Annotated in this window: 24 protein-coding genes; 18 read left to right on the top strand and 6 right to left on the bottom strand. The window is 72.2% G+C overall.

Translation table 11 applies throughout. The annotated features are described in order from the left end of the window. The first annotated feature begins 509 nt into the window (after positions 1-509). Both ACWERV_RS32825 and ACWERV_RS32820 read left to right on the top strand, forming a co-directional pair. Positions 510-1,166, top strand: a complete 657-nt coding sequence (locus tag ACWERV_RS32825) for a hypothetical protein (protein WP_452940140.1) — start codon at positions 510-512, stop codon at positions 1,164-1,166. Between the two features lie 25 nt (positions 1,167-1,191). Beyond that, positions 1,192-3,861 (top strand): Helicase associated domain protein, encoded by a 2,670-nt coding sequence (locus ACWERV_RS32820; protein WP_452940138.1) that lies wholly within the window; start codon positions 1,192-1,194, stop codon positions 3,859-3,861. 176 nt (positions 3,862-4,037) lie between these two features. Here the strand turns inward: ACWERV_RS32820 and ACWERV_RS32815 are convergent, their stop codons facing one another. From ACWERV_RS32815 to ACWERV_RS32795, 5 genes are all read right to left on the bottom strand, one after another. Then, positions 4,038-4,532, bottom strand: coding sequence for a hypothetical protein (locus tag ACWERV_RS32815; RefSeq protein WP_452940137.1), 495 nt, complete (start codon positions 4,530-4,532; stop codon positions 4,038-4,040). A gap of 89 nt (positions 4,533-4,621) precedes the next feature. Next, on the bottom strand, positions 4,622-4,990 hold the full coding sequence (locus tag ACWERV_RS32810) for a DUF3846 domain-containing protein (protein ID WP_452940135.1): 369 nt from the start codon (positions 4,988-4,990) through the stop codon (positions 4,622-4,624). Between the two features lie 170 nt (positions 4,991-5,160). Then, the gene (locus ACWERV_RS32805; RefSeq protein WP_452940134.1) at positions 5,161-5,520 is read right to left on the bottom strand and encodes a DUF3846 domain-containing protein; all 360 of its coding nucleotides are present in this window, start codon (positions 5,518-5,520) and stop codon (positions 5,161-5,163) included. A gap of 210 nt (positions 5,521-5,730) precedes the next feature. Further along, positions 5,731-6,978 carry a DNA polymerase III subunit beta gene (locus ACWERV_RS32800; protein ID WP_452940132.1) on the bottom strand — a complete coding sequence of 416 codons (1,248 nt, stop codon included), beginning with the start codon at positions 6,976-6,978 and terminating at the stop codon, positions 5,731-5,733. A gap of 84 nt (positions 6,979-7,062) precedes the next feature. Beyond that, a complete protein-coding gene (locus ACWERV_RS32795) occupies positions 7,063-7,572 on the bottom strand; it encodes a hypothetical protein (RefSeq protein ID WP_452940130.1) in 510 nt (169 codons plus the stop codon). Positions 7,573-8,305: 733 nt separating this feature from the next. Between ACWERV_RS32795 and ACWERV_RS32790 the strand changes: the two genes are divergently transcribed. The 8 genes from ACWERV_RS32790 to ACWERV_RS32755 all read left to right on the top strand — a co-directional run bounded on the left by ACWERV_RS32790 (position 8,306) and on the right by ACWERV_RS32755 (position 17,489). Beyond that, positions 8,306-9,169, top strand: coding sequence for a hypothetical protein (locus ACWERV_RS32790; RefSeq protein ID WP_452940128.1), 864 nt, complete (start codon positions 8,306-8,308; stop codon positions 9,167-9,169). Between the two features lie 86 nt (positions 9,170-9,255). After that, entirely contained in the window at positions 9,256-9,525 is a 270-nt protein-coding gene (locus ACWERV_RS32785) for a hypothetical protein (RefSeq protein ID WP_452940126.1), read from the top strand. Next, complete coding sequence (locus tag ACWERV_RS32780; protein WP_452940124.1) at positions 9,522-10,631, top strand: conjugal transfer protein; 1,110 nt, start codon at positions 9,522-9,524, stop codon at positions 10,629-10,631. The genes ACWERV_RS32785 and ACWERV_RS32780 overlap by 4 nt, the downstream gene beginning before the upstream one ends. Positions 10,632-10,656: 25 nt before the next feature. Next, the gene (locus ACWERV_RS32775; RefSeq protein WP_452940122.1) at positions 10,657-10,965 is read left to right on the top strand and encodes a hypothetical protein; all 309 of its coding nucleotides are present in this window, start codon (positions 10,657-10,659) and stop codon (positions 10,963-10,965) included. Beyond that, positions 10,962-11,528, top strand: a complete 567-nt coding sequence (locus tag ACWERV_RS32770; protein ID WP_452940121.1) for a hypothetical protein — start codon at positions 10,962-10,964, stop codon at positions 11,526-11,528. The genes ACWERV_RS32775 and ACWERV_RS32770 overlap by 4 nt, the downstream gene beginning before the upstream one ends. Beyond that, entirely contained in the window at positions 11,525-14,116 is a 2,592-nt protein-coding gene (locus tag ACWERV_RS32765; RefSeq protein WP_452940119.1) for an ATP-binding protein, read from the top strand. The genes ACWERV_RS32770 and ACWERV_RS32765 overlap by 4 nt, the downstream gene beginning before the upstream one ends. Beyond that, complete coding sequence (locus ACWERV_RS32760; protein ID WP_452940117.1) at positions 14,113-16,404, top strand: hypothetical protein; 2,292 nt, start codon at positions 14,113-14,115, stop codon at positions 16,402-16,404. Before ACWERV_RS32765 ends, ACWERV_RS32760 begins: the two co-directional genes overlap by 4 nt. Beyond that, a complete protein-coding gene (locus ACWERV_RS32755) occupies positions 16,401-17,489 on the top strand; it encodes a C40 family peptidase (protein WP_452940115.1) in 1,089 nt (362 codons plus the stop codon). The genes ACWERV_RS32760 and ACWERV_RS32755 overlap by 4 nt, the downstream gene beginning before the upstream one ends. A gap of 54 nt (positions 17,490-17,543) precedes the next feature. On the opposite strand, the gene ACWERV_RS32750 is transcribed toward ACWERV_RS32755, so the two are convergent. Then, on the bottom strand, positions 17,544-17,846 hold the full coding sequence (locus tag ACWERV_RS32750; protein ID WP_452940113.1) for a hypothetical protein: 303 nt from the start codon (positions 17,844-17,846) through the stop codon (positions 17,544-17,546). A 168-nt stretch (positions 17,847-18,014) separates the two neighbouring features. Between ACWERV_RS32750 and ACWERV_RS32745 the strand changes: the two genes are divergently transcribed. The 8 genes from ACWERV_RS32745 to ACWERV_RS32710 all read left to right on the top strand — a co-directional run bounded on the left by ACWERV_RS32745 (position 18,015) and on the right by ACWERV_RS32710 (position 24,286). Then, positions 18,015-18,497, top strand: coding sequence for a hypothetical protein (locus ACWERV_RS32745; protein ID WP_452940112.1), 483 nt, complete (start codon positions 18,015-18,017; stop codon positions 18,495-18,497). Positions 18,498-18,574: 77 nt separating this feature from the next. Next, a complete protein-coding gene (locus ACWERV_RS32740; RefSeq protein WP_452940110.1) occupies positions 18,575-20,737 on the top strand; it encodes an ATP/GTP-binding protein in 2,163 nt (720 codons plus the stop codon). Beyond that, positions 20,737-21,708 (top strand): replication-relaxation family protein, encoded by a 972-nt coding sequence (locus tag ACWERV_RS32735; protein WP_452940108.1) that lies wholly within the window; start codon positions 20,737-20,739, stop codon positions 21,706-21,708. Before ACWERV_RS32740 ends, ACWERV_RS32735 begins: the two co-directional genes overlap by 1 nt. A gap of 178 nt (positions 21,709-21,886) precedes the next feature. Then, a complete protein-coding gene (locus ACWERV_RS32730) occupies positions 21,887-22,153 on the top strand; it encodes a hypothetical protein (protein WP_452940106.1) in 267 nt (88 codons plus the stop codon). Then, complete coding sequence (locus ACWERV_RS32725) at positions 22,122-22,664, top strand: DUF6879 family protein (RefSeq protein WP_452940104.1); 543 nt, start codon at positions 22,122-22,124, stop codon at positions 22,662-22,664. Before ACWERV_RS32730 ends, ACWERV_RS32725 begins: the two co-directional genes overlap by 32 nt. Before the next feature lie 9 nt (positions 22,665-22,673). Beyond that, entirely contained in the window at positions 22,674-23,522 is an 849-nt protein-coding gene (locus tag ACWERV_RS32720) for a helix-turn-helix domain-containing protein (RefSeq protein WP_452940102.1), read from the top strand. Between the two features lie 93 nt (positions 23,523-23,615). After that, the gene (locus ACWERV_RS32715) at positions 23,616-23,804 is read left to right on the top strand and encodes a hypothetical protein (RefSeq protein WP_452940100.1); all 189 of its coding nucleotides are present in this window, start codon (positions 23,616-23,618) and stop codon (positions 23,802-23,804) included. A 44-nt stretch (positions 23,805-23,848) separates the two neighbouring features. Then, entirely contained in the window at positions 23,849-24,286 is a 438-nt protein-coding gene (locus tag ACWERV_RS32710; protein WP_452940098.1) for a restriction endonuclease, read from the top strand. Positions 24,287-24,791: the final 505 nt, after the last annotated feature.

The following is a 24,791-nucleotide window of genomic DNA, read 5'->3' as shown; positions in this document are numbered from 1 at the left end:
AACACCCCCCCTCAACCACCACTCTTACCCTACCCGCCGCTCTTCCTATCTGCAGGTACCCGCTCCGCGGGTACCTGCGCGCTGCGCGCGCAGCAAGTGCAGCGGTTCGCTTCGCTCACCGCCCCCTGCTGCGCAGGGGGCCCGGCCTTCGCTGCGCTCCGGTCGGGAGTGGGGCCGGCCGCTGCGCGTCCGGCGGCCGCGCGGTGCGCAGCCCGTGCTGTTGGGGTGTCAGGTGCGGGCGTTTGGCTCCTGGTGTGGGTTGGGGAGTGCGGTGTGCTCGTGGGGCGGGGGCGCTGCGCTTCCCCGCCGGGGGTGGTCCTCGCGGCTGCGCCTTGAGGACCTGGTGCCCGCTGACGCGGGCCGGGCTGGCTACAGGGGTGGGGGTCGCTCGTTCGTGTGGGTTCTAGTGTAGCGGGTGCATCGGGGTGATGCTGCATGTACCGTTGGCGGAAACACAGGACAGCCCCACAACTGCCAGCCGCAATCCGATCCCAAGGGAGCTATCTGTAATGCCTGATCAGGTGCAGCCGTTAGAAATTCAGTTGAGCAGTGATCTCGACCAGCGAGTCGGTGAGTACCGGAAGGCCGCCAGGAATGCACGGCTGCGCGCCTACGTACTGCTGCAGGCTGCCGGGCTGGAGCCCGAGGATGCCGATGTGCTGGTGAACGCGATCGAGGCCGGAGCCGTGGCACGAGCCCTGGGTGACGTGGAGCGAGGTGTTCGGGCCCCCGGGGCAGGTGCGGAAGCGGGCTGGATGGAAGGTGTGGCCTCCGTTCGGGGCCGCCTGGTGCGTACGGCCGACGAGTTGTTCCAGCAACGCGGGCGGGCGACTTCGGCGGCTCGCTTGCAGGCCGGGAAGCTGGCACCGGAGGGTGCTACGGAGTTGGAGCGGCTGCGTGCGTTCGCGCGCCAGGCGCTGCACCGGACCTATCCGCACACGATGGAGTGGCGCCGGGTGGTGGAGATGCTGGGTGAGGACGGTTCGCTGTGCAACGCCCGCACGATCGAGTACAGCACCGGGGACGTCATCTGGTGCACTCGGGAGGCCGGCCACTACGACCCGGAGGTGAAGCCCGAGGGCGATAACCCGGGCGGCTGGCACCTGTGCAATACCCGCCGGTGGATCGATGACCGGCCCTACAACTACCCGCACACGGCTGCCTGAGTTCATTGGAAGAGGAGGTGAGGAAATGTCTGCGATTCCACTCAGGGAGCACCAGGTAAAGCAGAAGGCGGCCGTCCGGAAGTGGTCCGGATTCCCCGCAAGATCATCTGTGCCCGCTCAGGGGGTGCGGGGCACCATCGTGTCCGCGACCGGGTCCGGAAAGACGATCATGGCCGCTGCGAGTGCCCTGGAGTCCTTCCCCGAGGGGCGGATCCTGGTCACCGTCCCGACGCTGGACCTGCTGGTGCAGACCGCCCAGGCGTGGCGGGCGGTCGGCCACCGCTCCCCCATGGTCGCCGTCTGCTCCCTGGAGAACGACGAGGTGCTGAACGGGCTGGGTGTGCGCGCCACCACCAATCCGATCCAGCTCGCGCTGTGGGCCGGGTCGGGGCCGGTCGTGGTGTTCGCCACGTACGCCTCTCTCGTGGACCGCGAGGACCCCGAGGACATGACCGGCCGCCGGAAGGTGCGCGGGCCGCTGGAGGCCGCCCTGGCGGGCGGAGACCGCCTCTACGGCCAGCGCATGGACGGCTTCCACCTCGCCGTCGTGGACGAAGCCCACGGAACCGCCGGCGACCTGGGGCGCCCGTGGGCGGCGATCCACGACAACACCCGCATCCCCGCCGACTTCCGCCTCTACCTCACCGCGACCCCCCGCCTCCTGGCCGCCCCCCGGCCGCAGAAGGGCAAGGACGGGAAAGACCTGGAGATCGCGTCGATGGCCGACGACCCCGACGGCACCTTCGGGGCCTGGCTCCCCGGGGCGGAGCTCGGGCTGTCGGAGGCGATCGAGCGGGGAATCCTCGCCGGGTTCGAGATCGACGTGCTGGAGATCGAGGACCCCGACTACTTCGTCGGCCTGTCCGACGAAGCCAGGCGCGGCCGACGCCTGGCCCTGCTCCAGGCCGCGCTGCTGGAACACGCCGCCCGCCTCAACCTGCGCACCGTGATGACGTTCCACCACCGGGTCGAGGAAGCCGCCGCGTTCGCCGACAAGCTCGGCGAGACCGCCGCGGACCTGTACACCGACCCGGTCACCGACCACGTCCTGGAACAGGCGGACGAACGCCCTGTCTCCCCCCTCGGCGCAGAGCCCGACGAGGTGCAGACCGGCCGCCACGTTCCCCCGGACCGGGTCTGGTCCGCGTGGCTGTGCGGCGACCACACCGTCGCCGAACGCCGCGAGGTGCTGCGGCAGTTCGCGAACGGCATCGACGCCGCCGGGCGGCGCGTCCACCGCGCGTTCCTCGCATCCGTTCGCGTGCTCGGTGAAGGCGTCGACATCGTGGGTACCCGGGGGGTGGAGGCGATCTGCTTCGCCGACACCCGCGGCTCCCAGGTCGAGATCGTCCAGAACATCGGCCGCGCCCTGCGCCCCAACCCCGACGGGACCACGAAGGTCGCCCGGATCATCGTGCCGGTCTTCCTCGAACCCGGCGAGGACCCCACCGACATGGTCGCCTCTGCCAGCTTCGCACCGCTCGTAGCGGTCCTCCAGGGCCTGCGCTCCCACGACGAGCGCCTGGTCGAGCAGCTCGCCTCCCGCGCCCTCACCCGGAGCCGGGAAGAGCGCAGAGTCCACGTGCAGCGCGACGAAGAAGGCCGGATCGTCGGGGCTGGCGGCGAGGGCGAGGACCGGGAGCAGGACGACACCGACGCTGCAGCCGAGTCAGCACTTCTGAACTTCGCCAGCCCCCGCGACGCCGCGACGATCGCGGCGTTCCTGCGCACCCGCGTCTACCGCCCGGACTCGCTGGTGTGGCTCGAGGGCTACCAGGCCCTGCTGCGGTGGCGGGCGGAGAACAAGATCACCGGCCTGCACGCCGTGCCGTACGACACCGAGTCGGCGGTGGGCGTCACCAAGGACTTCCCGCTGGGGCGTTGGGTACACCAGCAGCGAAAAGCGTTGCGGGCCGGGGAACTGGAACCGCGCCGCAAGGAGCTGCTGGACGCCCCCGAGGCCGGGATGGTCTGGGAACCCGGCGAGGAGGCGTGGGAGGCCAAGCTGTCGGCCTTCCGGTCCTACCGGCGGGCAACCGGGCACCTCGCGCCCCGGCAGGACGCGGTGTGGGGCGAGGGCGAGGCGATGGTGCCCATCGGGCAGCACCTCGCCAACCTCCGCCGCAAGGGCGGCCTGGGCAAGGACCCGGAACGGGCCGCCGTCCGCGCGGCGCAGCTCGCGGAGATCGACCCGGACTGGAACTGCCCCTGGCCGTTGGACTGGCAGCGCCACTACCGGGTCCTCGCCGACATCGTCGAAGACGAAGGCGCCCTGCCCTACCTCGCCCCCGGCGTCATCTGGGACGGCGACGACATCGGCAAATGGCGCTGGCGACAGCAGAAACCCGGCACCTGGAAGCAGCTGTCGACCGAGCAACAGGAGCGGCTGATCACGCTCGGCATGCACGCCCCTGTGGCCCCGTCTCCCGCCCCAGCAACCGGGGATGCGGCGAAGGGGACAGGCAAGGCGGCACAGGCGTTCCAGCGGGGCCTGACGGCCCTCACGCAGTGGGTCGAGCGGGAAGGCTACCGGCCCGTACCCCGCGGACACACCGAAACAATCACGATCGGCGGCCAGACAGAACCGGTAGTCATCCGGCTCGGCGTGTGGGTCTCGAACACCAAAACCCGCCGCGACAAACTCACCGCCGAACAGCTCGCCGCCCTCGCCGCGCTCGGCGTCGAGTGGGCGTAGAGCTGGAAGACGGCACGGGATCCGTCAGTGCCAAAGGCCCTTCCACACCTCCGTCCGCTGCCACTACGACGCCTACTCGCACCGGCGGGCGCTGCTTCCCTACGATGAACGGCGTCCCGCCCCCGGCAGCTGCAATGCCGGGGGCGGGACGCCGTTACGGAGCGGGAGGGGTAGGTCTACCGGCCGTTGTCGCCCATCACGACGTCGCCGTTGAGGGTGCCGCCGCTGTGGCCGACCTGATCGCCGTGGACGATGCTCCCGCCGTAGGTCACGGAGCCGCCGCTCTGCTGCTGGGTGGCGCGAGCCTCCCGCGGCGTCACACCGAGCTGCCGACGACCGGCGTCGTACTGGCGCCGGACGGTGGACTGCCGGTCGGCCTCGTCGTGAACTTCAGCCGCGATCCGCCGCCAGGACAGGCCCCGCTCATCGCGCAGGCGGACCACCTCGATCGCGGCGGCCGTCTCCAGCAGCCGGGCCAGCTCGGTCGCGTACCTCACGGCCTGGAGCGCCTGCTCTTCGTCGTAGTCGTGTGAACCCCTGCCCAGCAGCTCCAGGGCGTACGCCAGCTCGGTGGTCTCGACCGACCTGGCGAGCCGACCGTGAGGGTCGTCGGCCTGCGCCCAGGTGATCTCGGCGGCGTAGCCTGCGGTTTTGGTGACCGTGACAGCCATGTCATCTTCTCCTCTCATGGTGTGCGCATTGCGCACACCATGAGTCTGCCACAGGTGTGCGCAATGCGCACGCTGGATGGCCGCCGATTTCAGTTCGGCGTGCCGGGGAGGCTGGTCAGCAGGGCGCGAACCTGGTCGGCGGTGAGCGGCAGGGTGTCGCCGTCGGCGTCGGCACCGCCGGTCACGAGTACGGGGCCGTGGTACTTCTGCCAGGTGAAGCCGTGGCGCACGGCGAGGTAGGTGGCCAGGGGGTTGACGGGGTGGTTGTAGAGGCCCTCGTCGTCCAGCCACATGTCCAGACGGTCGGTGAGCGCCACTACGTCCACGTTCCGGCAGCGCATGACGGAGTACATCACCGTGAGTCGGTCCCCGCCATCTGCGGGCAGGTCGATCTGGACGATGTCCCCCTGCGGGGTGAGGAGAACAGCGGTGTTGGCGTCGGTCGCAGGCATGGTCATGTCGCTCCTTGCGCGTGTAGGGGGTGAGGCCTTCGGGGGCGGGCCCTGCCACGGGGCCCATGTGGGTCAATCGACCCAACAAGAAAACTATACCGCATTTTAATCACGCGATGGATCCAAGACACGCTGGCGCGGGCAGGTGATTCTGCCCGCGCCAGCCGTCCAGGGCTTCAGCCCTCACCGGGGTAGCTGGCCGCCAGGGTGCGGACCGACTCGACGAAGACCGGGTAGATCTCGCCGCCGATCTCGTTGCCTCCGGTGAGCAGTACGGGGCCGTGGCACTCCTGCCAGGTCAAGCCGTAGTGCTTCGCGAAGTTGGCGGCGAAGTGGTTGACGGGCTGACTGTGCCCGCCTTCCTCGTCCAGCCACATGTCCAGGTGACCGGCGAGCGCTACGGGGCGGGGGTCCTGGCAGTCGAGAACGGAGCGGATCACGGTGAGCCTGTCCGCGCCCGCGAGGGGAAGGGCGATCGAAGCCATGTCACCCTCGGCGGTGAGGAGGACGGCAGGGCTGACGGTTGTAATCGGCATGGCACTTCTCCTTGACGGCGCTTTCGGTTGCCGGGCTCCGCCACGGAGCCCTGAGGTTGCGCGCGGTGACGTCCCGCAAAGCGGTTCACCCCGACGAAGCCAACAAGAAAATTGTGCCGCACTTACATCACTTCAGGTGCGGGACACGCCGACGCGGGGCGGGTATTTCGCCCACCACGCGTCGGCGGAGCCCGGCGACCGAACCTGTGGTCAGTCGCTGGGCCGGATCGGCATGATCAGGTGGCGGTACCCCTCTCCCGCCAGCTCCGGCCCGTCCGTGAGCAGGACGGGCTTACAGACCCGCCCGTCCGACCCTGCGGCCGCCTGGTGGACGGTGATGCCGTCGCCGGAGAACGCTCCGAGCGCGTCCAGCAGGAAACGCGCGTTGAAGACCACGGATGACGCAGCGAAAGCTTCTGGCGCCCCCGCGGTGAGGGTCGCAGGCACGGTGATGCCGCGCACCGCGTCACGGTCCGCTTCGCCGAAGTACGGCGCGACCGAGACCGTTCCGGGCGCCACGCCGTCGATCAGGCAGAAGGCGTCCTTGCCGGACTTGGCCTTTGCCAGCGCAACCGCCTTCTGGGCCGCCTTGACCATCGTTTCCCGGGCGAGGGTGAATGACAGATGGGCCGCCAACGGCATCAGGCTGTCCGCGGGCGGGAGGGCGCCGCCTTCCCATGAACGGATGCTGATCTTCGTGTCGCCGAAGGTGAAGGTGATCAGGGCACCCCAGGGTGCTGTGGTGACGCCGATGCCAACGCTCCCGGTGTACCGACGCATGTGCTGGGCCATCTTGCCCAGGGTGAACGCGGGCACGTGGGCGCTGAAGGATCCGTGGCTGCCGACCCTCTGGCACGCGAGGGCGGCGAGCGCCAGCCGGTAGCGGTCGGTGGCGGCCAGGGTCAGCGCGTCGCCCTCCAGGTCGAGCCGAACGCATGTGAGCGCCGAAAGCGTCTCGTCCGTTCCGGCCGCCGGAACCACGCGCGCCAGCTGGCCCAAGAGCGCTTCGGCATCGACAGTGATCTGGGCAAAGACGGGCGTGCTCAGCTCGGGGAACTCCGCCGCCGGGAGGGTGGTGAGGGGTACCGCGACGTCTGGGACGGACACGATGTGCGACGCCAGCGTGACGGGCATCCGGTCGGCGGCCGACTTGGGTTCCCCTGCGGCGAGGGCGGCCACAACCCGCTTGAGTTCCGCGTGGCCCACTACGGTCCGTCCGGTGCGCGTCTGCACCGCGGGCAGGGTGACCGACACGGTGGTGTCGAAGTCGTGCGCGTGCAGGGTGACGCTTCCCGGAGCGGACTCCAGCAGGACACCGGCCTGAGTCGGCGCGGTCGGGCGGGCCGACACCGCCAGCGCGGCGAGGTTGATCGCCTCGACGAGGTTGCGCCGGGATGCGGTGAACTGGGCGGCGTCGGCCGCGGCGGGGGTCTGCTGCTGGGCGGTGGTCTGCGACATGGTGGGCTCCTTGGAGTGGGGTCGGTGGTGCGGGGGCGCGCCCCCGCACCGGGTGCGGCGGGGCCTGCTGGCCCCGCCGGGGGTTCAGCGGACGGCGGGACGAAGGGCGTCCAGTCGGTCAGCGGCGGTGCGCATCAGCGCGCGGGCAGTGTCCTGGTCGCCGCCGGGGGCACCGATGATGGAGGCTGCCTTCTCAAGGCAGGCCGCCGCCGAGGCGTTCGCGGACACCAGGGCTGCCCACACACGCATGTTGGTGGGGATGGGCTCGCCGTTGACGTCGGCCTCATGCGCGATCAGGTCGATCTCGTCGGCGGTGGACTGCGCACGGCGGCGGTAGACGGTTGCGGCGCTGGTGAGCCAGGCCGTGCCCAGGGCGTAGGGGGCGTCGGCGGCCCGCCGCAGGTAGTACCCGGCCTGAACCGCGCGGCGTGCGAGCGTTTCCAGCTCGGTGATCTCGCGGAAGATCGCGGCCTCGAAGGGGTTGTGGAGCCAGTTGGCCAGGAAGTCGCGCAGGAGGCTGGCCTCCCACGCGTTCCCGTAGAACGGGGCGGGGCGGGGGGTGATCGCTTCGCCGGGGCTGACGGATGCGGGCATGCTGCTCCCTCGGTCGGAGGTGTGGTTTCGGAGAGTTGGCCGGTGCCACCCCGGCCCAACAAGAAAACTATACCGCACATAGATCACTTCAGGGATGGTGAACACGCCGGTTCATCCGGGAACTTTGCAGGTCAGCCGACACAGGGCGGCCCGAGGCAAGATCGCCCACGGCGACATCGGGACGATGCGAGTGGGCGGATGAGCGGGGCACGGTCGGGAGGCCTCCCTCGGACGGAGGCGAATGCCGGGCGCGGCGGGCCGGCCTTCCCCGCAGTACACCCGGAACAGCCCTCCTCCCTCCCCAGGGAGGAGGTGTCGACAGGGCCCTGCCGGTTGCACTTGCCGGGTGACCTGGGCAAACGCGGAGCTGCCGGTGCGCCGGGTACAACCTGCCGCGAAACCGACGACGAAACGGGCCGCGCAACCTGCCGGGAAACCAGCCGCGAAACCCGCGGCGAAACCCGCGGCCGGCTCAGCCCGCTGCGGCTGCGGCACCGGCGCGCCGGCCAGCCGGAGCCCATTTGAAGATCGGCCGGGACCGCCTCGGCCGCAGCCAGGAGAGGCACAAGCAACGGGTCCTGGTACCGCGGTGCCGGGGGCGGTTGCACCGGTACGGGCCGTCCGGGTGATTGCCGGGTTGCAACCGGTTGCCCTGCGGCGGCGCCGGTTTGAGCAAGCCCGCGGGCAAGGGGCGCTGAGGAGATTCGGCACGGACCTGAAAGGACGTGCCGAGATGAGCAGCTACGACAACGCCGTTGACCGGCTGGACGCCGAGTGGCCGGCGGTGTGCGCGGACCCGCGCGCCGCGCGGTGGGTGAACGGCTGGCTCGCCGACGCGGGCGTCATCGACGCCGGGCAGGGGCCGGTGGCGCTCGCCGAGGTGCTGCCGCTGCTGGGGCGCCGGGACCGGGAGCTGGGCCGCGTCCACAGCGACCGGTGGATGGCGGCCGTGCTGGCGCACGCCGCCGGGCAGGGGCCGCGCGCGCAGCTGGCGGCGCGGTTCGTGGTGCAGGCGATGCTGCCGGGCGCAGTCGTCACCGCGCGCAGGATGCGCGCCTTCGGTCACAACCGGAGCGAGGTCGTGCACACCGTGGTCACCGCCTTGTACGAGGTGGTGCGCCTGTACCCGCTGGACCGCAGGCCGACGAAGATCGCGGCGAACATCCTGCTGGACACGCTGCGCACCGCGCACCGTGAGCTGCGCCGGGATTCCTACGACACCGCGCGGGCCGAGCCGCTGAGCGAGCAGCTGGTGTGCGCCGACCCGGGGCCGGGGCCGGACCGGGTGGCGGAACTGCGCGGGCTGGCGGCGGCCGCTCGCGCCAGCGGCGTACCGGGTCTTGCCTCGGCGGCCGCGGAGGACCTGGACGGCGCCTGCGGGCAGGTCGTCGAGCTGCTGCTGTGGGCGCTGGAGCGGCGGGTCCTGGACCGGGCGGCCGTGGAGGCGGTGCACGCCTACTACCGGCCGGAAGCACCTGGCGACGAGGACGCCGCCCGGCAGGCCGGTACGACGCCGACGGCCTGGCGGCAGCGCCGCTCGCGTGCGGTGCGCCGCCTGCGCCAGGCCTGCGGGTCCACAGCCGCAGTCGCGGCGTGAACAGCCGTCACAAGCGCGCGGCGCGGCGGGCTTGCAGCAGACGAGCGGCGGATCGGCCGCTGCAGAAAGCGGAAGGGGTGCACGTGGTGAGCGCAGGGGTGGAGCACGGCGCGGCAGATGGCCCGACGGACCAGGAGCTGCGGCTGGTGGAGAAGCGGCGGGAGGCCACGCTGCTGGCAGCCGCTCTGGTCCACGAGCCGTTCTCGCGCGAGACGGCCGACGCGGCGCTGCGGTATCTCGCGGGCGCCGACGAGGCGTGCGCGGACTTCGCCGAGGTGCGGGCGCTGACCGACGACGAGCTGCGTGCCCGGATCGCGGAGCTGACCGCGGCGCGTCGGCGGAAGGCGTCGTCGTGAAGTGGCGGAGCACCGGGCGGACCGACGGCGCCTGGGCGGACGAGAGCGTGGTCGGGGCCGGGGAGATGGCGGTCGGCGACCGGATCGGTGGCTGGTCGATGTCCAGCGGTGGTGCGGCGAACCGGGCTGCCGTGGCGAGGTGGGCGGCGTGGTCGGTCATCGTCGCGGGGCCCGTGCTGGGCGTGACGGCGCTGCTGTCCGCGGCATCCGCGGTCGAACATGTGGTGCCGCGGACCGTCTCCTCCGCGGCCGCGACGGCGGCGCCTGCCGGTACGGGGCCCGCGGGGTTCGCCGAGCTGTACGTGTCGGCGTTCCTGACCGCCGGCCCGGACGAGGTGGCGCAGTTCTGGCCCGGCGCGCGGCAGGCGCCGTTCGAGGGGAAGCCCGGGGCTCGGCAGGTGACGCAGGCGGCCGCCGTGCGGACGGTCGCGGTCGGCGCCGGTCTGTGGTCGGTGACCGTCGGCGCACGCGTCACCGGGCACGGCGGGCCGCCGACGGCCACCGCCCCTTCGCGGACGACCGCGGACGCGGGCGGCGGTTCTCGATCCGGCCCGCCTGCGGTGCGGTACTTCCAGGTGCTGCTGGCCGCGGCCGGGAACGGCTCGGCCGGGCCGTGGGGCTTCACCGCGCTGGGCGCGCCTGCTGAAGTCGCCGCCCCGCAGCCGGTGACGCCCCCGCAGCTGGTCTACGGGCCCGCACAGCCCGCTTCCACAACCGACCCCCGCGCCCGGACCTTGCACGACTTCCTGACGGCCTACCTGACGGGCGCCCCCGGCGGCCTGGAGCGCTTCGTGTCGCCGGGCGTGGCGATGGCCCCGGTCACCCCCGCCCCGTACTCCTCCGTCGTGGTCGACACGATCGCCGCCGCCGGTGACGGCACGCAGGGCCGCGACCCGGAGAAGGTGCCCGCGGACGGCGCCCGCCAGCACCTTCTCGCCTCCGTGCTCGCCACCGGCCAGGACGGGGACCGCGTCCCGCTGGAGTACGCCGTCACCCTCACCGCGCGCGCGGGCCGGTGGGAGATCACCTCCCTGGACCTGGGCCCGCTGCCCGCACAGCCCGCGGCGAACGCCGTGCCTTCCCCGGCGACGCCTTCGGCTCCGTGAACGACCGACGAAAGGACTTCAGGTCATGAACACCTTGGCCAGCAGCTGGCTGGAAACCGGCAACTACCTGGGAGGCGGCATCGAACACCTGTTGCTGGCCTGGGGGCTGCCGATCATCGCCATCCTCTTCGTCCTCGGCGTGTGGCTCAGGACCAGGTCCGGGCCGGCCGCGCTGGGCGCGATCGTGATGGGCGCCATCGTCTGGTACGGCGTAGCCAACATGGGCGCGCTGGCCAGCAAGACCGCTGACGACCTCGACGGTGGCGACGGCAGCGGGTACTCCGCGCCCGTCTCCGGCGGTTCCGGGTCTCTGCCCGCGGACGGGTCCCGGTGAGTGCCGCCGACGAGGAGGTGATCGAGGGCGCCTGTTACACCGCGGCCCGCCGGTATCCGCTGCAGATCGGGCAGTGGGCCGGAGGCGGGCGGATTCCCGGCGGCCCGTACACGCTCACGCAACTGGGCGTGATGATCGGCGGGTTCGTGGTGCTGATCGTGACGCGGCCGCTGTGGGGCGGGGGCGGCTACTGGGACATCGCGGTGGTCGTGGTCGTGCCGATCGCCGCGGGCTGGGTGATCCACCGGGTGCAGGTCGACCACCGCAACCCGGTGCTGGCGCTGGCGAGCCTGGTGGGTCTGGCCGCTGCGCCGGCGGGCGGGCGGCTGCGCGGACGCGCCTGGCGGCCGGCGCCGTCCCGGCGGCACGCGGCGCAGATCAGCGTGGACCTTCACCCGTCCGCGGCCCCGGCCTGCACGGTGGCGGCTGCTCCCCGGTCGCGCGCCCGTGCCGCTGACGCAAATCCCCCGCCCCGGGAGCGGGCTGCGGTTGCGCCGCCCGCGGTCGCGGTGTCCGGGGTGCAGGCGCTGCTGGCGCAGCGCGCAGCGAGGGAGGGGTCATGACGCTGGCGATCCGGCACGTCGCCGGGAACGTCCTGTGGACGACATACGGGACGGCGTGGGGTGTGTGGAGGGTGGCCCCGGCGAACTACACCCACACCACAGGCGCGGCGAAACGGCAGCGGCTGGAGGAGGTGGCGTCGGTGGTCAAGGCGCTGCGCGGTGAGCCGATGCTGCTGAGCCTGTGCCCGCAGGTCGACCCGCGGGCGGTGGTGCGGGCGATGACCGACGACGTCGACTGGGACACCAGCCCGGACTACATCGACCTGGCCGACCGGGTTCTCACACAGCTGGAGGGGCTGGAGCTGACCGGGCGCACCGACTGGCTCGCGGTGCCGCTCCCGGCTGCGAGTGCGTCCGCAGCGGCTGCGGAGGTCTTCCTCGCGGTCCGCGCGGACGTCGCCGCGACGCTGGGGCTGGTCCCGGCACCGGTCGGCATTGCTGAGCAGCAGCGCAGGATCCGGCAGGCACAGGAGATGGCGGCGGCGTGGCCGGCCGGCATCGCGATGCGGGCCGCGACCGAGGCGGAGATCTTGTGGATGTACGGGCACGCCGCCCACCGGGGCATCACCGGGCCGCTGCTGCCCGACCCGTCGGACGCGGCCGTGCCGCACGGGCGCGGCCGGACGGTGGCCGCGCTGTCCGAGGTGCTGCTCACCGAAGGCGGCCGCGGATGGCCGGGCGACGAACCGGCAGCAGGCGGCCGGCGCCGGCAGCACGGGCGCCGGGGGCGCGGGCACAACCCGTTCCGGTCACTGCATCTCCAGGTCGACACCGAGGAAGGGACCTCGTACCAGGCGCTGCTGGCCCTGGCCGAGATGCCGCGGCGCTTTGCGTTCCCCGGCAGCGAGTACCTGGCGGCGCTGGACGACTTCGACTTCCCCGTGGACTGGGTGTGCCGCCTGAAGATCACGGACGGCAGCACCATGCTGCGCCGCACCCGGCAGCGCGCCCGCAACCTCGTGCACCAGGAGAAGGAGTTCGCGCAGGAGGCCACCGGTGTGCCCGCGGCGCAGACCGACGCGGTCGCGGACCTCAAGGAGAACCGGGAGCGCATCGGCGCCTCCCACGCCGAGGTCGACGTCCAGGCGATGACGACGCTGTGCGTGTGGGGGCCGGACCCCGGTGAAGCAGACGCGCGGGCGCGGGCGCTGCGCGCGCATTTCTCCGCCGCCGACTACACGCTGACCCGGCCCGTCGGCGAGCAGGAGCGGCTGTGGCACGGGATGCTGCCCGGCGCGCGCACGCCGCGGATCATGGTCGGGTACGCGCAGTCGCTCCTGGCGCGGGACTTCGCGATGGCCATGCCCTGGTCGGGCAGCCAGCTCGGCGACGACACCGGACCGCTGTACGGGCTGCAGCTGACCGGCGGTGGGACCCGCCCGGTGCTGGTCGACTTCTCCCGCGGCCCGGCCACCAACGCCAGTGCGTCGGCGGCGTTCATCGGCGAGCTCGGCGCGGGCAAGTCCGTGGGGCTGAAGACGGCGATGTACCTGGTGCTCGCGGCCGGCCGCAAGGCGAACTGGCCCGGGTCGCGCGGGCGGGCCGCGGTCGTGGACCGCACCGAGGACCGGGAGTGGGAGCGGTTCGCGAAGGCGTGCCCCGGCACCACCGAGGTGATCGAGGTCGACCAGCACGCGAAGGTCAGCTTGGACCCGCTGCGGATCTTCCACGGCGCGGAGCGGGCGCGGCGCGCCGAGTCGTTCCTGACGCTGCTGCTCGGCGTGATGCCGATGAGCGAGGAAGGGGTGGTGCTGTCCGAGGCCGTCGCCGCGGTCCTCACCCGGCCGGTCCCGTCCATGCACCTGCTGACCGCGGAACTCGCCGAGCGGGGCGCTGCAGACCCTGCGGCCCGGGGCCTGGCGCGCAAGCTCGCCGCCGCCGCCCGCAAAGACCTCTCACGCGTCATCTTCGACCCCGGCCTGCCGCCGCTGGCGGCCAGCACCGCAGACTGCGTGGTGTTCTCGGTGTCGGCGTTGCAGCTGCCCAAGCGCTCCGAGCTGGAGTCGCAGTACCGCATGGAGCGCCTGGAGTGGGAGAAAGTCCTCGGCCGGGCGCTGATGTACCTGGTCGCGGCGATGTGCCGTCAGATCACCCTGGGCAGCAGGGACGAGTTCGCGGTCAGCGTCTTCGACGAGTGCTGGTGGCTCACGTCCAGCCCGGAGGGCCAGGAGCTGCTGCTGGAGCTGCTGCGCGACGGGCGCAAGCGGAATGCCGGTGCGCTGCTGGGCACGCACGACCCGTACGACATCGGCCCGGAGGACAGCCAGCTCGGCGCGGTGCTGCGCGGCCTGATCCCCCACCGGTTTTTGTTCCGTCAGCGCGACCGGGGACTGGCCAGGCGCGGGCTGGACTTCCTCGGCCTGCCCCCGGACGACTCGGAGCTGCTGGAGCTGGTCACCACCGGCCTGTCGCCGGCCCGCGGCAAGCAGCCCGCCGACGGGGCGGAGGGCTTCGATGCGGCGTCGCGGCTCGGCGAGTGCCTGTACCGCGACCTGCACCAGCGCGTCGGGACGATGCGGGTGCTCATCCCGGCCGATCCGAACGTGGAGCGGCAGATCCATTCCACGCCCGGCCGGAGGGCGGTATGAGAGCCGCCCTCCCCCGCGGGCCGCAGGCGAAGGCGCACACCAGGCGGTGGACGTTGCTGCGCGCGGCCCTGACCCGGCGCCGGATACTCGCCCTGGCCGTCCTCGCGCTGCTGACGACGGTGCTGTGGACGGCCAGCGCCCACGCCGCCCCCACCCCTACCCCGGCTCCCACCGTCACCGGAACTTCCGGTTCCGGGGCGGCCGCCACGGGCACGGCCGGTTCCGCAGACGGCACCGGCGGACTGTCCGACGCCGACAAGGACGTCCTCGACGAGACCGCCCGCCTCGGCTCCGGCACGCCCACCGACGCCTCCCGGCATCAGGCGCTGACCCAGGCCACCGACGCCCTGCGCAAGGAGCTTCCGCAGCAGGGCGGCGTTCTGGGGGTTTTCGACGCCACCGACCGGTACGGCATCCCCCTGTCGGTGTACACCGTCAATCCGGGCACCGGCGGGTGGTCGGACTGGCAGCTGAAGGTCTACGGGTTCCTCATCGAGCTGGCGTTCATGGGCACGAAGTGGGCGGCCGCGTTCTTGTCGTGGCTGCTGGTGTGGGCGCTCGGCTTCGGCTTGGCGAACATCCTCCTGCGGCCCGTGCTGGAGGTGTCGGCGGCGCTGAACACGCACGTCGTCGTCGCAATGGGCCTGCCGATGCTGTGCCTGACCGTCGCCGGCACCATCTGTGCCTGGCACATCCTGCTCGGCGACCGTACGAAAGGCGTCGGCGAACTGGCCCTGACCCTGCTGATCGCCGGGGTCATGCTCACCTCGATGGCCTCCCCCGCCACGCAGCTGATGGGCGGCGACCGCGGCGGGCTGCTCGGCGCGGCGCAGGGCTTCAGCCTCGAAGTCGCCGAGGTCATCATCAACGCCGATCCGGGTACTGCATCCGGCTCCGGCGGCGGCGACGTCCACGACCTGGCCCGGCCCATCACCGACGCCCTCGCGGACGCCTTCGTCGTCAAACCGGCCCAGCTCCTGGAGTACGGGCAGACCTTCACCGGTGACTGCGCCAGCGCGTACGCCGAGGCCAAGCTCGCCCAGTTGGCGTACGACCGGAAGGCCGACGGGATCATCCAGCTGATCCAGGACAGCGACTCCCCCGGCGACCTGAAGCTGCCGGGAATGTCGACGGTCGGGACGATCGTCGACCCGACCGGCTTCAACGACTGGGCGGTGGACAAGGTCGTCTCGATCGCCGGCAGCTGGGTCAAGGACCACTACGGGCACCCGCCCATGAGCGCGTTCGAGGACAAGTGCGTGACCGGGGACGTCGGCGCGGCGAAGAAAGCGTCCGTGGACAAGGTCGCCGGCGCGTTCTTCGTACTGCTCGCCGCCGTGATCGTCGGCGTGTTCATCTGCCGCCTGGCCGGGTCGTTCCTGGTCGCCCAGTGCCGCGTGGCCCTGGAGTCGATCCGCGGCGAGCTGGTGATGCTGGCCGGCCTCGTACCCGGCGGCGGCCGCACCCTGCTGTGGCAGTGGTGCGGAACCCTGCTGAAGGTCTTCCAGCTCCTGATCATGTCCGTGCTGCTGCTCGCGGTGTTCCTCGTGGTCATCACCACGCTGCTCGACCCGTCGCTGGACTCGGCCTTCGGCAACAGCCTGTCCCTGCGGTTCATCGTCTTGGACATCGTCAGCATCGCGGTGTTCATCTACCGCAACAAGGTCGCCGCAGCCGCCCGGCAGTCCGCGACGGGCCTGCGCAGCCGGCTGGAGAACTCCCGGATCGGCGGCGCGGGCGGCGCGATCTTCCGCACCGCCCACCGCGACACCGCCCGGCGCAGCCGCATCACCCGCGGCGTGGTCACCCTCGGCGCACTGGCCCTTTCCGGGGGAACCGCGACCACAGTTCTCGGCAGCGGTCGCCACCTCGCCCGCCGTCTGGCCCCCGCGCGCGGCCGCGGCCCGCAGCCGCGGCCCGTCCCGCGCACCCGACCCGGGCTGGCAGTCCCTCACCCGCCCACCGTCCCGCCACCGCCACCGCCGACTCCTCCTCCCGCCCCTGCCCCTGGGCTACCGCCCGGCACGCCGCCGCCTCCGCCACGTCCGCCGGGCCCTCCGTCACCGCGGGCCCGCCGCGCCGGGGCTCGCCCCGTATCAAGCGCACCGGCCGCCTCGGCCCGCCAGGAAGCGCTGCGCCGACGGCTTGGACGACACGCGGCTGCCGCTCCACGGCCGCCGGCTCCCGGTGCCGGTGCTCCGCCGCCGAGTCCTGCGCCCGGCCCGGTGCCGGCGTCTCCGGCACCGCCGACACCTCGGCGCCCCGCACCTCGGCGGGGCAGGCCGTGAAGAGCCGGATCTGGTGGATCGGCGGCGGCATCGCGGGCGTTGCCGTGTTCGTCGTCGGAGTGCTCGTGCTGTTCATCGCGGTCGGCGCCGGCGCGGGTACGGACCGCCTCCGGCTCGCCTCCGACGCTGCCAAGGCCTCCCAGGCCCCGGGGCCTGCCGCGAACGGCGATCTCAGGCCCGGCAGCGTCCCCGCCGAGATCGAGCCGTGGATCCGGGCCGCCGCCGCGGCGTGCCCGGGTCTTCCCGCTCCGATCCTGGCCGCGCAGCTCTACCGGGAATCCGGGTTCAACGCCCGCGCCATCTCACCGGCCGGGGCGCAGGGGATCGCCCAGTTCACGCCCGGCACCTGGCCGACGTGGCAGACCGACGGCGACGGCGACGGCAAGTCCTCGGTGTGGAACCCCGCCGACGCCATCGCCGCCCAGGGCCGGTTCATGTGCGCCCTGCTGAAGAAGGCCACCGCCTCCCACTTCACAGGCTGGCCCGTCGACCTGGCGCTGGCCGGCTACAACGCCGGATGGGCCGCCGTGGCCCGCTACGAGGGCGTCCCGCCGTTCAAGGAGACGACCGAGTACGTCGCCGCAGTCGAGGCACAGGCTGCCGCGTGGACCGTCGAGTCCGCACCGCCCGTCGTGGGCACCGGGGCCGGGGCCGATTCGGTACGCCGGGCGGCCGCCTATGTCGGCACCCCCTACGTCTGGGGCGGCGGCACACCCGAAGGCCCGTCCGTGGGCTTCTGCAGCGGCGGCAACGGCATGCTCAACGGGTCCTGCTTCGCCGCCGGCCACGCCGGGTTCGACTGCAGCAGCCTCGTCCAGGCGGCGTGGTGGCCGGTCCTCCATCTGCCCCGCACCGCGGCCGCCCAGTACGCCGCCACCGCCGGTAACCCGGTGCCGATGGCTTCCCTCCAGCCCGGCGACCTGGTCTTCTACTCCCACACCGGGCGCGGAACCGACGCCTACCACGTGGCCATGTACTACGGGGCGGGCAAGGTAATCGAGGCGCCGAAGACCGGACTCGACGTCCAGATCGTCGACCTCTACACCACCGGGGGCCTGGTGGGTGCAACCCGCCCGTCGCCCTGATCGAGCTCGCGCGCGTCAAACCGCGGCTCCACGACCCGCACCAGTTGTCCGAGGTCAGCTCGTGCCAGCGGGTTCACGGGCTGCGTCCTTCAGGCCCTGGAGGACGTCGAAGGTGGGCTTGAGCCGTTCCGCGGGGATCGCGGCCCGCAGCTGCGTCGCCGCGGTGATGACCTCCTTCAGGAGGTCGTTGTGCTTATCGTCCTCCTTCTGCGTCCACGGGCGCAGCGGTCCGTCGGTTCCCTGGCGTCCCGCCTCGCGGTCCTTGTCGACGTCCGCGCGGTGGGCCGCAAGTGCCGCTCGGGCGGCGTTGGCGCGTCGTTGCAGGTCAACCAGATGGGGAGGAAACGTTTCGGCCATGCGGTGATGCTACGTCCCGGGGCGTGAGCGCGGCAGCGGGGGCCGAAGTGGTAGGGCAACGGCCGCCCGCCAATCGTATGACCGCGACCTGTCACAAGTACCGATGCGCGGGGGCTTGCACGAGGTGAAGAGCTCGATACCTCGGACAGGAGTGTGATCGTGGACCCTTTGACCGTTCTCGACACGGTGCGTACGGCACCAGATCAGGTGCGGGCCTACCTGGACGGGCACGTGTGGTGGATCTTGGCCGTGGCGGCGTTCGCAGCTGCGGTGTGGGCTGCCGCTGCAGGGTGGTGGCGGCGGCGGGCGGCGGTGCTGCTCGCCGACCGGGTCGGATTCGATCTGCTGCCGTCGGGGGCTTTCGAGGTCCGCGAGGCGGAGGTGCGGTGGTTCGCAGGTCAGGTGGCCTCCGTCCGGTCGGCGTGCGGCATGATCCCGCGGCGGGCTGCGGGGACCCGGGTGCGGATCACCTGCGTGGACGGCTTGGTCCGCTACCAGTTGGAGGGCCCGGCGCGCGCGGCGAATCTGCTGGGGCTTCCGGGGTACCGGGATGTGGATGTGGCGCCGGTCGGGAGTCGCGGCCAGGTGGTGGTGGCCGAGCCGGTGGTGTTCGAGGGCGTCGCCCCCGTGGTGAAGGCGGTAGCTCGATGACGGTCATGTTTACCAAGCCCGCGCCTGCGCCGACGCGTGCGGCCGGGAGGTCTGCCGTCGGGGAGCGTCGGCTGTACGTGGAGCGGGCTGAGCTGGTCCTGGCCCGGCCCGACCATCTGCCGCTGGCTCACCTGGATCTGGCGCCGGATCCGCTGCAGCGGATGGTCGCGGCGATGGCCGGGGTCCGCAGCAGCGAGGGGGAGCAGGCCGACGTCGTCGTCGACCTGGTCCCGGTTTCCGACCGGCGGGTGGAACGGCGGCGGCGTGCACTGAGCCGGGCGGCTAGCGAAGGTGGGGCTGGGGGCGGCGGCGTTGCCGGATTCGTCCGAGAGATGGCCTACGGCTCCGGTGTCCGCTCAGCCTGGAACCCGCAGTCGGCCGGGTCCCGGCGTACGGGGTCCGGTGGTGAGGGGAAGTTCGCGCCGGGTGAGATGGTGTTCGAGGCGCAGGTGCTGCTGCGGGTAGCAGCTCGGCACCCGGCGCGGGCGCGGGCTCTGCTCCACCAGCTGCTCGCGGCGATGGAGGTGTTTTCCGCCGCGAACCGGTGGCGTCCGGTGGGCAGCCGCCGACTGGGGCGGCGCTTCAGCAACGGGTGGGCGCGACGCAGGGGGTGGGACCGGCGCTTCGCGACCGGGGAGTTCGCACCGGCGCGGCCCCAGTGGGTGACGCTGCCGGAGATCGCGTGCGTGCTCAAGCCGCCGACGTCGCGGTGCGACGCCCCGAACGTGGCGCGCGGCGGCGGGGTGGTCGCTCCGGCGCCGGCCGGGCTGCCGGTGTGGACCGGGCAGCAGGGCATGGTGCCGCTCGGCCAGGTGACCGGCAGCGACGGCACGACCTACATGGCCGGGCTCCCGGCGCGCGACGTGCTGTTCGGTATGAGCTTGGGCAAGTCCGGGTTCGGGAAGACCGAGAGGGCGCTGCTGGAGATGCTGTCGATGGCGTACGGCGGGCACGGGACGTGGTTCCTGGACCCGCACGGGGCCGCTGTGGAGCGGGCGCGCCCGTACCTGACGCATCCGGCGGTACGGGACCGGGTGTGGGAGATCAACCTGGGCGACCCGCGGATGGACAGCATGATGGCCTGCTGGAACCCGCTGGACATGACAGGGCGGGCGATCGAGGAGGTCCAGGACGTCGTCGGCGCGGTGGTCGGCGGGATCGCCAACGGCCAGCGGTGGGGGGACGGTGCACCCCGCGCCAGGGCGATCCTGGGCAACGCCGCGCTGGCTCTGTCCTTGCTGTCCTACCAACTGGTGCAGGCCGGGAAGCCGGAGGTGCAGCCGACGGTGTTCCAGATCAAGACGCTGCTGACCGACGAGGAGTGGCGGGCCGCGGTGGTGGAGCACCTGCCGGAGCGGGCGCAGAAGTTCTGGCGGCTGACGTTCCCCAAGCACGAGGCGAGCGCGGTGCCGACGATCACCAACGCCCTGGACCTCCTGGAGACGTCGCTGAGCCTGACGGCGTTCCTCGGCGGGTCCCAGTCGAGCTTCGACGTGCGCCGGGCGATGGACACCGGGGCGGTGGTGATGCTCGCCCCGTCGGGCACCGGCGCCGGCGACACCCTGATCAGCTCACTGCTGATCTTCGACTTGTTCCGGGCGGCGATGTCCCGCCGCGGTGCCGCCCCGGAGCAGTTGAGGACGTTCTTCGGGTGGATGGACGAGCTGGCGGCGCTCGATTCGGCGGGGGGCGGCTTCATCGCGAAGATCTTCGAGCAGGTCCGCAAGTACGAGGTGCGGCTGATGGTGGCCACGCAGATGGCGATGCGGCTGTCGGACACCACGCGGCAGGCGGGCCTGCAGAACCAGTCCGTGCTGTCGGCGACGGGCGCTGACATCGACGAGGCCCGCTTCATCGCGAGCCGGCTGCCCGGGGTCACCCCGGAGACGGTGGCCGGGCTGAAGAAGTACCAGTACGTGGTGAGTGCGGAGCTCGGCGGGCAGCGCACCGCGCCCTTCCGGGTCTCCGGGGTGCCGATCCACGACGTGCTCGCCAACTACTACGACCCGGCCGGGGTGCCCGCGCTGGACGCGGCCCTCGACCGGAACCTGCGGCGCCGGCCGATCCACGAGATCCTCGCGCACGCCGAACGCCTCGACGAGCGGATCCTGGACTTCCTCGCCGGACACCAGCCCGGCAGCCCGGCCCCGGGCACCGGGCCGGGACCGGGCGGCCGCTACGGGCACGGTGGTTCGCCGGCCGACCTGCTCGTGCTCCCGCTGATCGCCGGGGGCAGCTGATGTCGCCCGAAGCCGCCCTGGCGCCTGCGGGCCGCCGCGGGCTGTCGCGGCTCGCCGAGGACGTGGTGCCGGTGCTCTACCAGCACCGGCTGATGACGACCCGGCAGCTGCACCACCTGCTGCAACCGCACGTCACGACGCCGGTGTACCTGCGGCGCGAGCTGGCGCGCCTCCGCGCCCTCGGCCTGGCCGACTTCACCCTCCGCAACCGCGGTGGTGGCCAGGGCGAGCACGCCTGGTACTGCACGGCTGCGGGCGCCGACGTCGCCGAAGCCGGGGGCGAGGTCACGGTACGGGTCTTCCGGATGACCGAGCAGGCGGCCGCCTCTCAGCTCCAGGAGCACACCCTCGCGGTCAACGACACCGGCCTGGCCTTCGTCCGCGCCGCCCGCATTGCGGGGCACGGCTGCGGGCCGCTGGACTGGGAGCCTGAGCTGTCCCACCGCTACCGCGACGGCGAGAGCCGCACCGGCGACGACGCCTTCCTGATCCCCGACGCCGTGCTGCGCTACGACCACCGCGGCCCCGGCGGCCGCGCCACGTTCCTGACGCTGTTCCTGGAGATCGACCGGGCGACGATGTCGCCGGTGCGGCTGCTGGACAAACTTCGCGCGTACGGGCGCTACCAGAGCTACATCCCCGCCGCGACGGGCCGGCCCGGCGCCCGGCCGGCCAGCACCACCGAGGCGTGGAAGAGCCGGTACGGCGTCTTCCCCCCGGTGCTGTTCGTGTTCGCCGCGGGCGCGCGCGGCTCGGCGCGGGCGCTGGTACGGCGGACCGCGGACGTGCGGGCACTCGCAGCCGGCGACGGGCGGCTGCGGCGGGTGGCCGGGCGGCTGCGCGCCGGGGTGACGACGTTGGAGCAGCTGCAGGGGCCGGGGCCGTGGGCACCGGTGGTCGTGCCGGTGTTCGGCGAGGATCCCGCGCCTGTGGACGTCCTGACGTGGGCCCGGCACGCCGACGGTGCGTGATCGGTGGAAAGGTGGGCGGAGCGGCACTTGCCCGCCGCGCCGCGGCATTCAGCCGACGCCAGGACGCCGGGACCGGTCCTATGGCGCGCGGACGTTTGATGCCGACTTGACTGTGTCGTCTGGCCGCGGGACGGTCGTTGCGCAACTATGCGCAACAGATTCAGTAGGGGAGGGTGTTGTGACGTTACGGTTCTTTGGGGTCGATCCGAACACTGGCGGTGGCGGATCGCCGATGGTGTGGGTGGAGGAGGAGTCCGCGGACCTGGTCCTGCAGGGCGAGGAAGCCGAAGAGCTCCTGCGGGCGCAGATCGGCGCGACGGAGTGGGTGCCCGGTCACGCGACGGGGATCCCGGCGCACGAGAGGGTGATCCGGATCCCGGCACGGATGGTGTCGATCCTGAGGGAGGCCTGCAATGTCGCAGAGCAGCGTGCCCGACTTCGCTGAGTTGTTGCGCGGCGCGCAGCGGACCGCGGTGCACCTGGAGATGCGCGACGCCTACGGCGTCGGTGACGAGGCCGAGGAGATCGACCTGTTCGCCCGGACCGGCCGGATCGACCTGGACCCGGCGGCCCGGTGGTGGCCGCAGTGGCTCGGCCTGGTCGAGGAGACGGTGGGCCGGGGCGTCGTGATGCGCCGCGCGAGGATCGTCTCGGAGCCCGTCACCGACTACATCCGGTGGGAGCACGCCGTCACGCCGCTGAACCTCGGCGCGGGAGAACAGGTGCGCTGGCTGCCCCGACGGCGGGCCTCGGACATCCCGCTGCCGGGCAACGACTTCTGGCTGATCGACGGCCGCCTGGTGCTGTTCCACTTCTTCACCGGGGACGGCGACTGGGCCGACCCCGGCTTCGAGTTCACCGAGGACCCGGCAGCAGCGCGGCTCTGCTCGGCGGCGTTCGAGACAGTCTGGGAGCGCGGCGTCCCGCACGAGCAGTACACCCTCCAGGGCCACTGACCGCTCTCGATGGCCGCTTCCCCTTCGTCCAGCGCCCGGGGCGCCCGCGAGGCGCTCGCGGTGCGGCTGCGGCACCTGCGCAAGGACGCCGGCCTGACCGGGCGGGAGCTGTCGGCATGGTGCGGCTGGCATCCGGCGAAGACGACCCGCATCCAGAAGGGCGAGGTGGCGCCGTCGGACGCGGACATCCGCGCCTGGTGCGCGGCCTGCGGCGCCGCCGACCAGGCCGACGACCTGATCGCCACCGCCCGCGCGGTCGACTCGATGTACCTGGAGTGGCGGCGTCTGCACAAGGACGGGATGCGCAAGGTCCAGGACGACTGGACCGCTCTGCACGAGCGCACCCGGGTCTGCCGCGTGTACGTCTCGAACGTGCCGCCCGGCTTCTTCCAGACGCCAGCGTTCGCCACGGCCCTCATGGGGCAGATCACCGACTTCCAGGGAACCCCGGACGATGTCGCTGAAGCCGTCGCCGCCCGCGTCGCCCGGTCCCGGTACCTCTACGAGGGCGGCCACCGCTACGTCGTGCTCATGGAGGAGTCCGTGCTGCGCTACCGCACCGCCAGCCCCGAAGCGATGCGTGGGCAGTTGCACCACCTCCTGACCGTGATGCCGCTCGCGTCCGTCTCTCTGGGCATCATCCCGTTCACCGCGCAGCGCACAGTGTGGCCGCTCGAAGCGTTCTACCTCCACGACGACGTCCAGGCCGTCGTGGAGACGCTGACCGCGGAGATCAAGGTGACCCAGCCGCGCGAACTGGCCGACTATGCCAAGGCGTTCGCCGGGCTCGCCGCGATGGCTGTGCACGGCGACTCCGCCCGCGGGCTCATCCGGGCCGCGATCGACGCACTGGAGTGAACCTGCGCAATTTCCCGCAACTTCGTTGAAACTCGGGCCGGGCCGTGCGTAGCGTCGAAGCCCGAAGACGGACGACCGGAGAGGCGGGGGCTCATGCTCGCGCACACCGACGCCAGCGAATCGGACCCGGCAACGGGCAGCACGCGGCCGCCGTCGTACGGATCACCTTCCCCGGCCCTGCTTGCCCGCGCCGACCGGGGCTTCTCTCGGTTCCTCGACCGGGTCGACGCCGACACCGAGGAAGCGGTGGCCCTCGACGACGGAACGGCCGCCGCGGGCTGACCGCGGTCTCCAGGCGACGAACCCCTCGATCACCAAGGTCGGCCATGGCACTGTCCACCAGCCCCCACACTGTTTTGCACGACCCTCAGGGGCTCATCGATGCCGACCTCCCGTTCGACCGCGCGCCGTACGGGCTCCTCGTCAAGACCGTCCTCGCCTGGACCAGCCCGCACACCCTGCCCTCGCGCGACTACGAGCAGATTGCCCTCCTACTGACCGGGCACGCCCGCGCCGTCGCCGCCTGTGTACGACGCCACGCCAACCAACTGCCCGAGGAAAGCGGTGCCCGTGCGCTCGCCGACATCGTCCTGCGCGACGCCGAAGACCGGCTCTCCGCGACGATGAACGGCACCGCGCTCTGTGCTCAGAACCGCGCCCGGCTCGTCCACGCCCTCTACGAGCGGCTCGACCGCATAGAGGCTATCCGCATCCCCGGCGCCCCGCAGCCGCCCAAGGGCCTCACCAGGGCAGACACCACGTAAGGGACCCGCCGTCCCCCAAAACGCACTCGCCCCCTTCGCACCCGTAGCGCCGCCGCGGCTCCGTCTCGCAGGTCTTGTCGAGCGGTCGGGGCCCACGGATACGCGGGATCCCGGAACCGGTGTCACAAGGCGGTGCAGGGGGGTGCTTTCAGCGAGTAGCAGGCGGAACGGGTCCGCCGGCGACTGGAAGCGGTGATGGATCAGTGCGGTCATTCGTACTGGTGCGGCCTGCAGACCGTTCTCACCGGGCGGCTGGGCCGGATCGCGCTCGCGGCGGGACTGGGAGAGGACTTCGTTCGGAGGAATCTGAGGCGGGTGCCGCCGTACTGCGCTCGGCGCGCTCACGGGCCCGGTACGGCAGTTGCCGGTCAAGTCCCAGCGGGCTGAAGGGGCAGCATTGCCGGGCCTGGAGCAGGGATTTTCCGACCAGGCTGCCGCAAATCACCTCTGGCGCCTCAGATTCCCCATACGCATTGGCTCGATCTCGCCGTAAGGTGCCGGTAGA

It is taken from the genome of Streptomyces sp. NPDC004031 (assembly GCF_053604375.1).
The sequence above is the reverse complement of the archived record's forward strand: the minus strand, read 5'-3'. Positions and strand labels throughout refer to the sequence as shown.

What these genes read in the sequence shown, in the direction of transcription:
- ACWERV_RS32825 (WP_452940140.1), top strand. Translation starts at nt 510, where the DNA reads ATGCCTGATCAGGTGCAGCCGTTAGAAATTCAGTTGAGCAGTGATCTC.
- ACWERV_RS32820 (WP_452940138.1), top strand. Translation starts at nt 1,192, where the DNA reads ATGTCTGCGATTCCACTCAGGGAGCACCAGGTAAAGCAGAAGGCGGCC.
- ACWERV_RS32815 (WP_452940137.1), bottom strand. Translation starts at nt 4,532, where the DNA reads ATGGCTGTCACGGTCACCAAAACCGCAGGCTACGCCGCCGAGATCACC.
- ACWERV_RS32810 (WP_452940135.1), bottom strand. Translation starts at nt 4,990, where the DNA reads ATGACCATGCCTGCGACCGACGCCAACACCGCTGTTCTCCTCACCCCG.
- ACWERV_RS32805 (WP_452940134.1), bottom strand. Translation starts at nt 5,520, where the DNA reads ATGCCGATTACAACCGTCAGCCCTGCCGTCCTCCTCACCGCCGAGGGT.
- ACWERV_RS32800 (WP_452940132.1), bottom strand. Translation starts at nt 6,978, where the DNA reads ATGTCGCAGACCACCGCCCAGCAGCAGACCCCCGCCGCGGCCGACGCC.
- ACWERV_RS32795 (WP_452940130.1), bottom strand. Translation starts at nt 7,572, where the DNA reads ATGCCCGCATCCGTCAGCCCCGGCGAAGCGATCACCCCCCGCCCCGCC.
- ACWERV_RS32790 (WP_452940128.1), top strand. Translation starts at nt 8,306, where the DNA reads ATGAGCAGCTACGACAACGCCGTTGACCGGCTGGACGCCGAGTGGCCG.
- ACWERV_RS32775 (WP_452940122.1), top strand. Translation starts at nt 10,657, where the DNA reads ATGAACACCTTGGCCAGCAGCTGGCTGGAAACCGGCAACTACCTGGGA.
- ACWERV_RS32765 (WP_452940119.1), top strand. Translation starts at nt 11,525, where the DNA reads ATGACGCTGGCGATCCGGCACGTCGCCGGGAACGTCCTGTGGACGACA.
- ACWERV_RS32760 (WP_452940117.1), top strand. Translation starts at nt 14,113, where the DNA reads ATGAGAGCCGCCCTCCCCCGCGGGCCGCAGGCGAAGGCGCACACCAGG.
- ACWERV_RS32750 (WP_452940113.1), bottom strand. Translation starts at nt 17,846, where the DNA reads ATGGCCGAAACGTTTCCTCCCCATCTGGTTGACCTGCAACGACGCGCC.
- ACWERV_RS32735 (WP_452940108.1), top strand. Translation starts at nt 20,737, where the DNA reads ATGTCGCCCGAAGCCGCCCTGGCGCCTGCGGGCCGCCGCGGGCTGTCG.
- ACWERV_RS32725 (WP_452940104.1), top strand. Translation starts at nt 22,122, where the DNA reads ATGTCGCAGAGCAGCGTGCCCGACTTCGCTGAGTTGTTGCGCGGCGCG.
- ACWERV_RS32720 (WP_452940102.1), top strand. Translation starts at nt 22,674, where the DNA reads ATGGCCGCTTCCCCTTCGTCCAGCGCCCGGGGCGCCCGCGAGGCGCTC.
- ACWERV_RS32715 (WP_452940100.1), top strand. Translation starts at nt 23,616, where the DNA reads ATGCTCGCGCACACCGACGCCAGCGAATCGGACCCGGCAACGGGCAGC.
- ACWERV_RS32710 (WP_452940098.1), top strand. Translation starts at nt 23,849, where the DNA reads ATGGCACTGTCCACCAGCCCCCACACTGTTTTGCACGACCCTCAGGGG.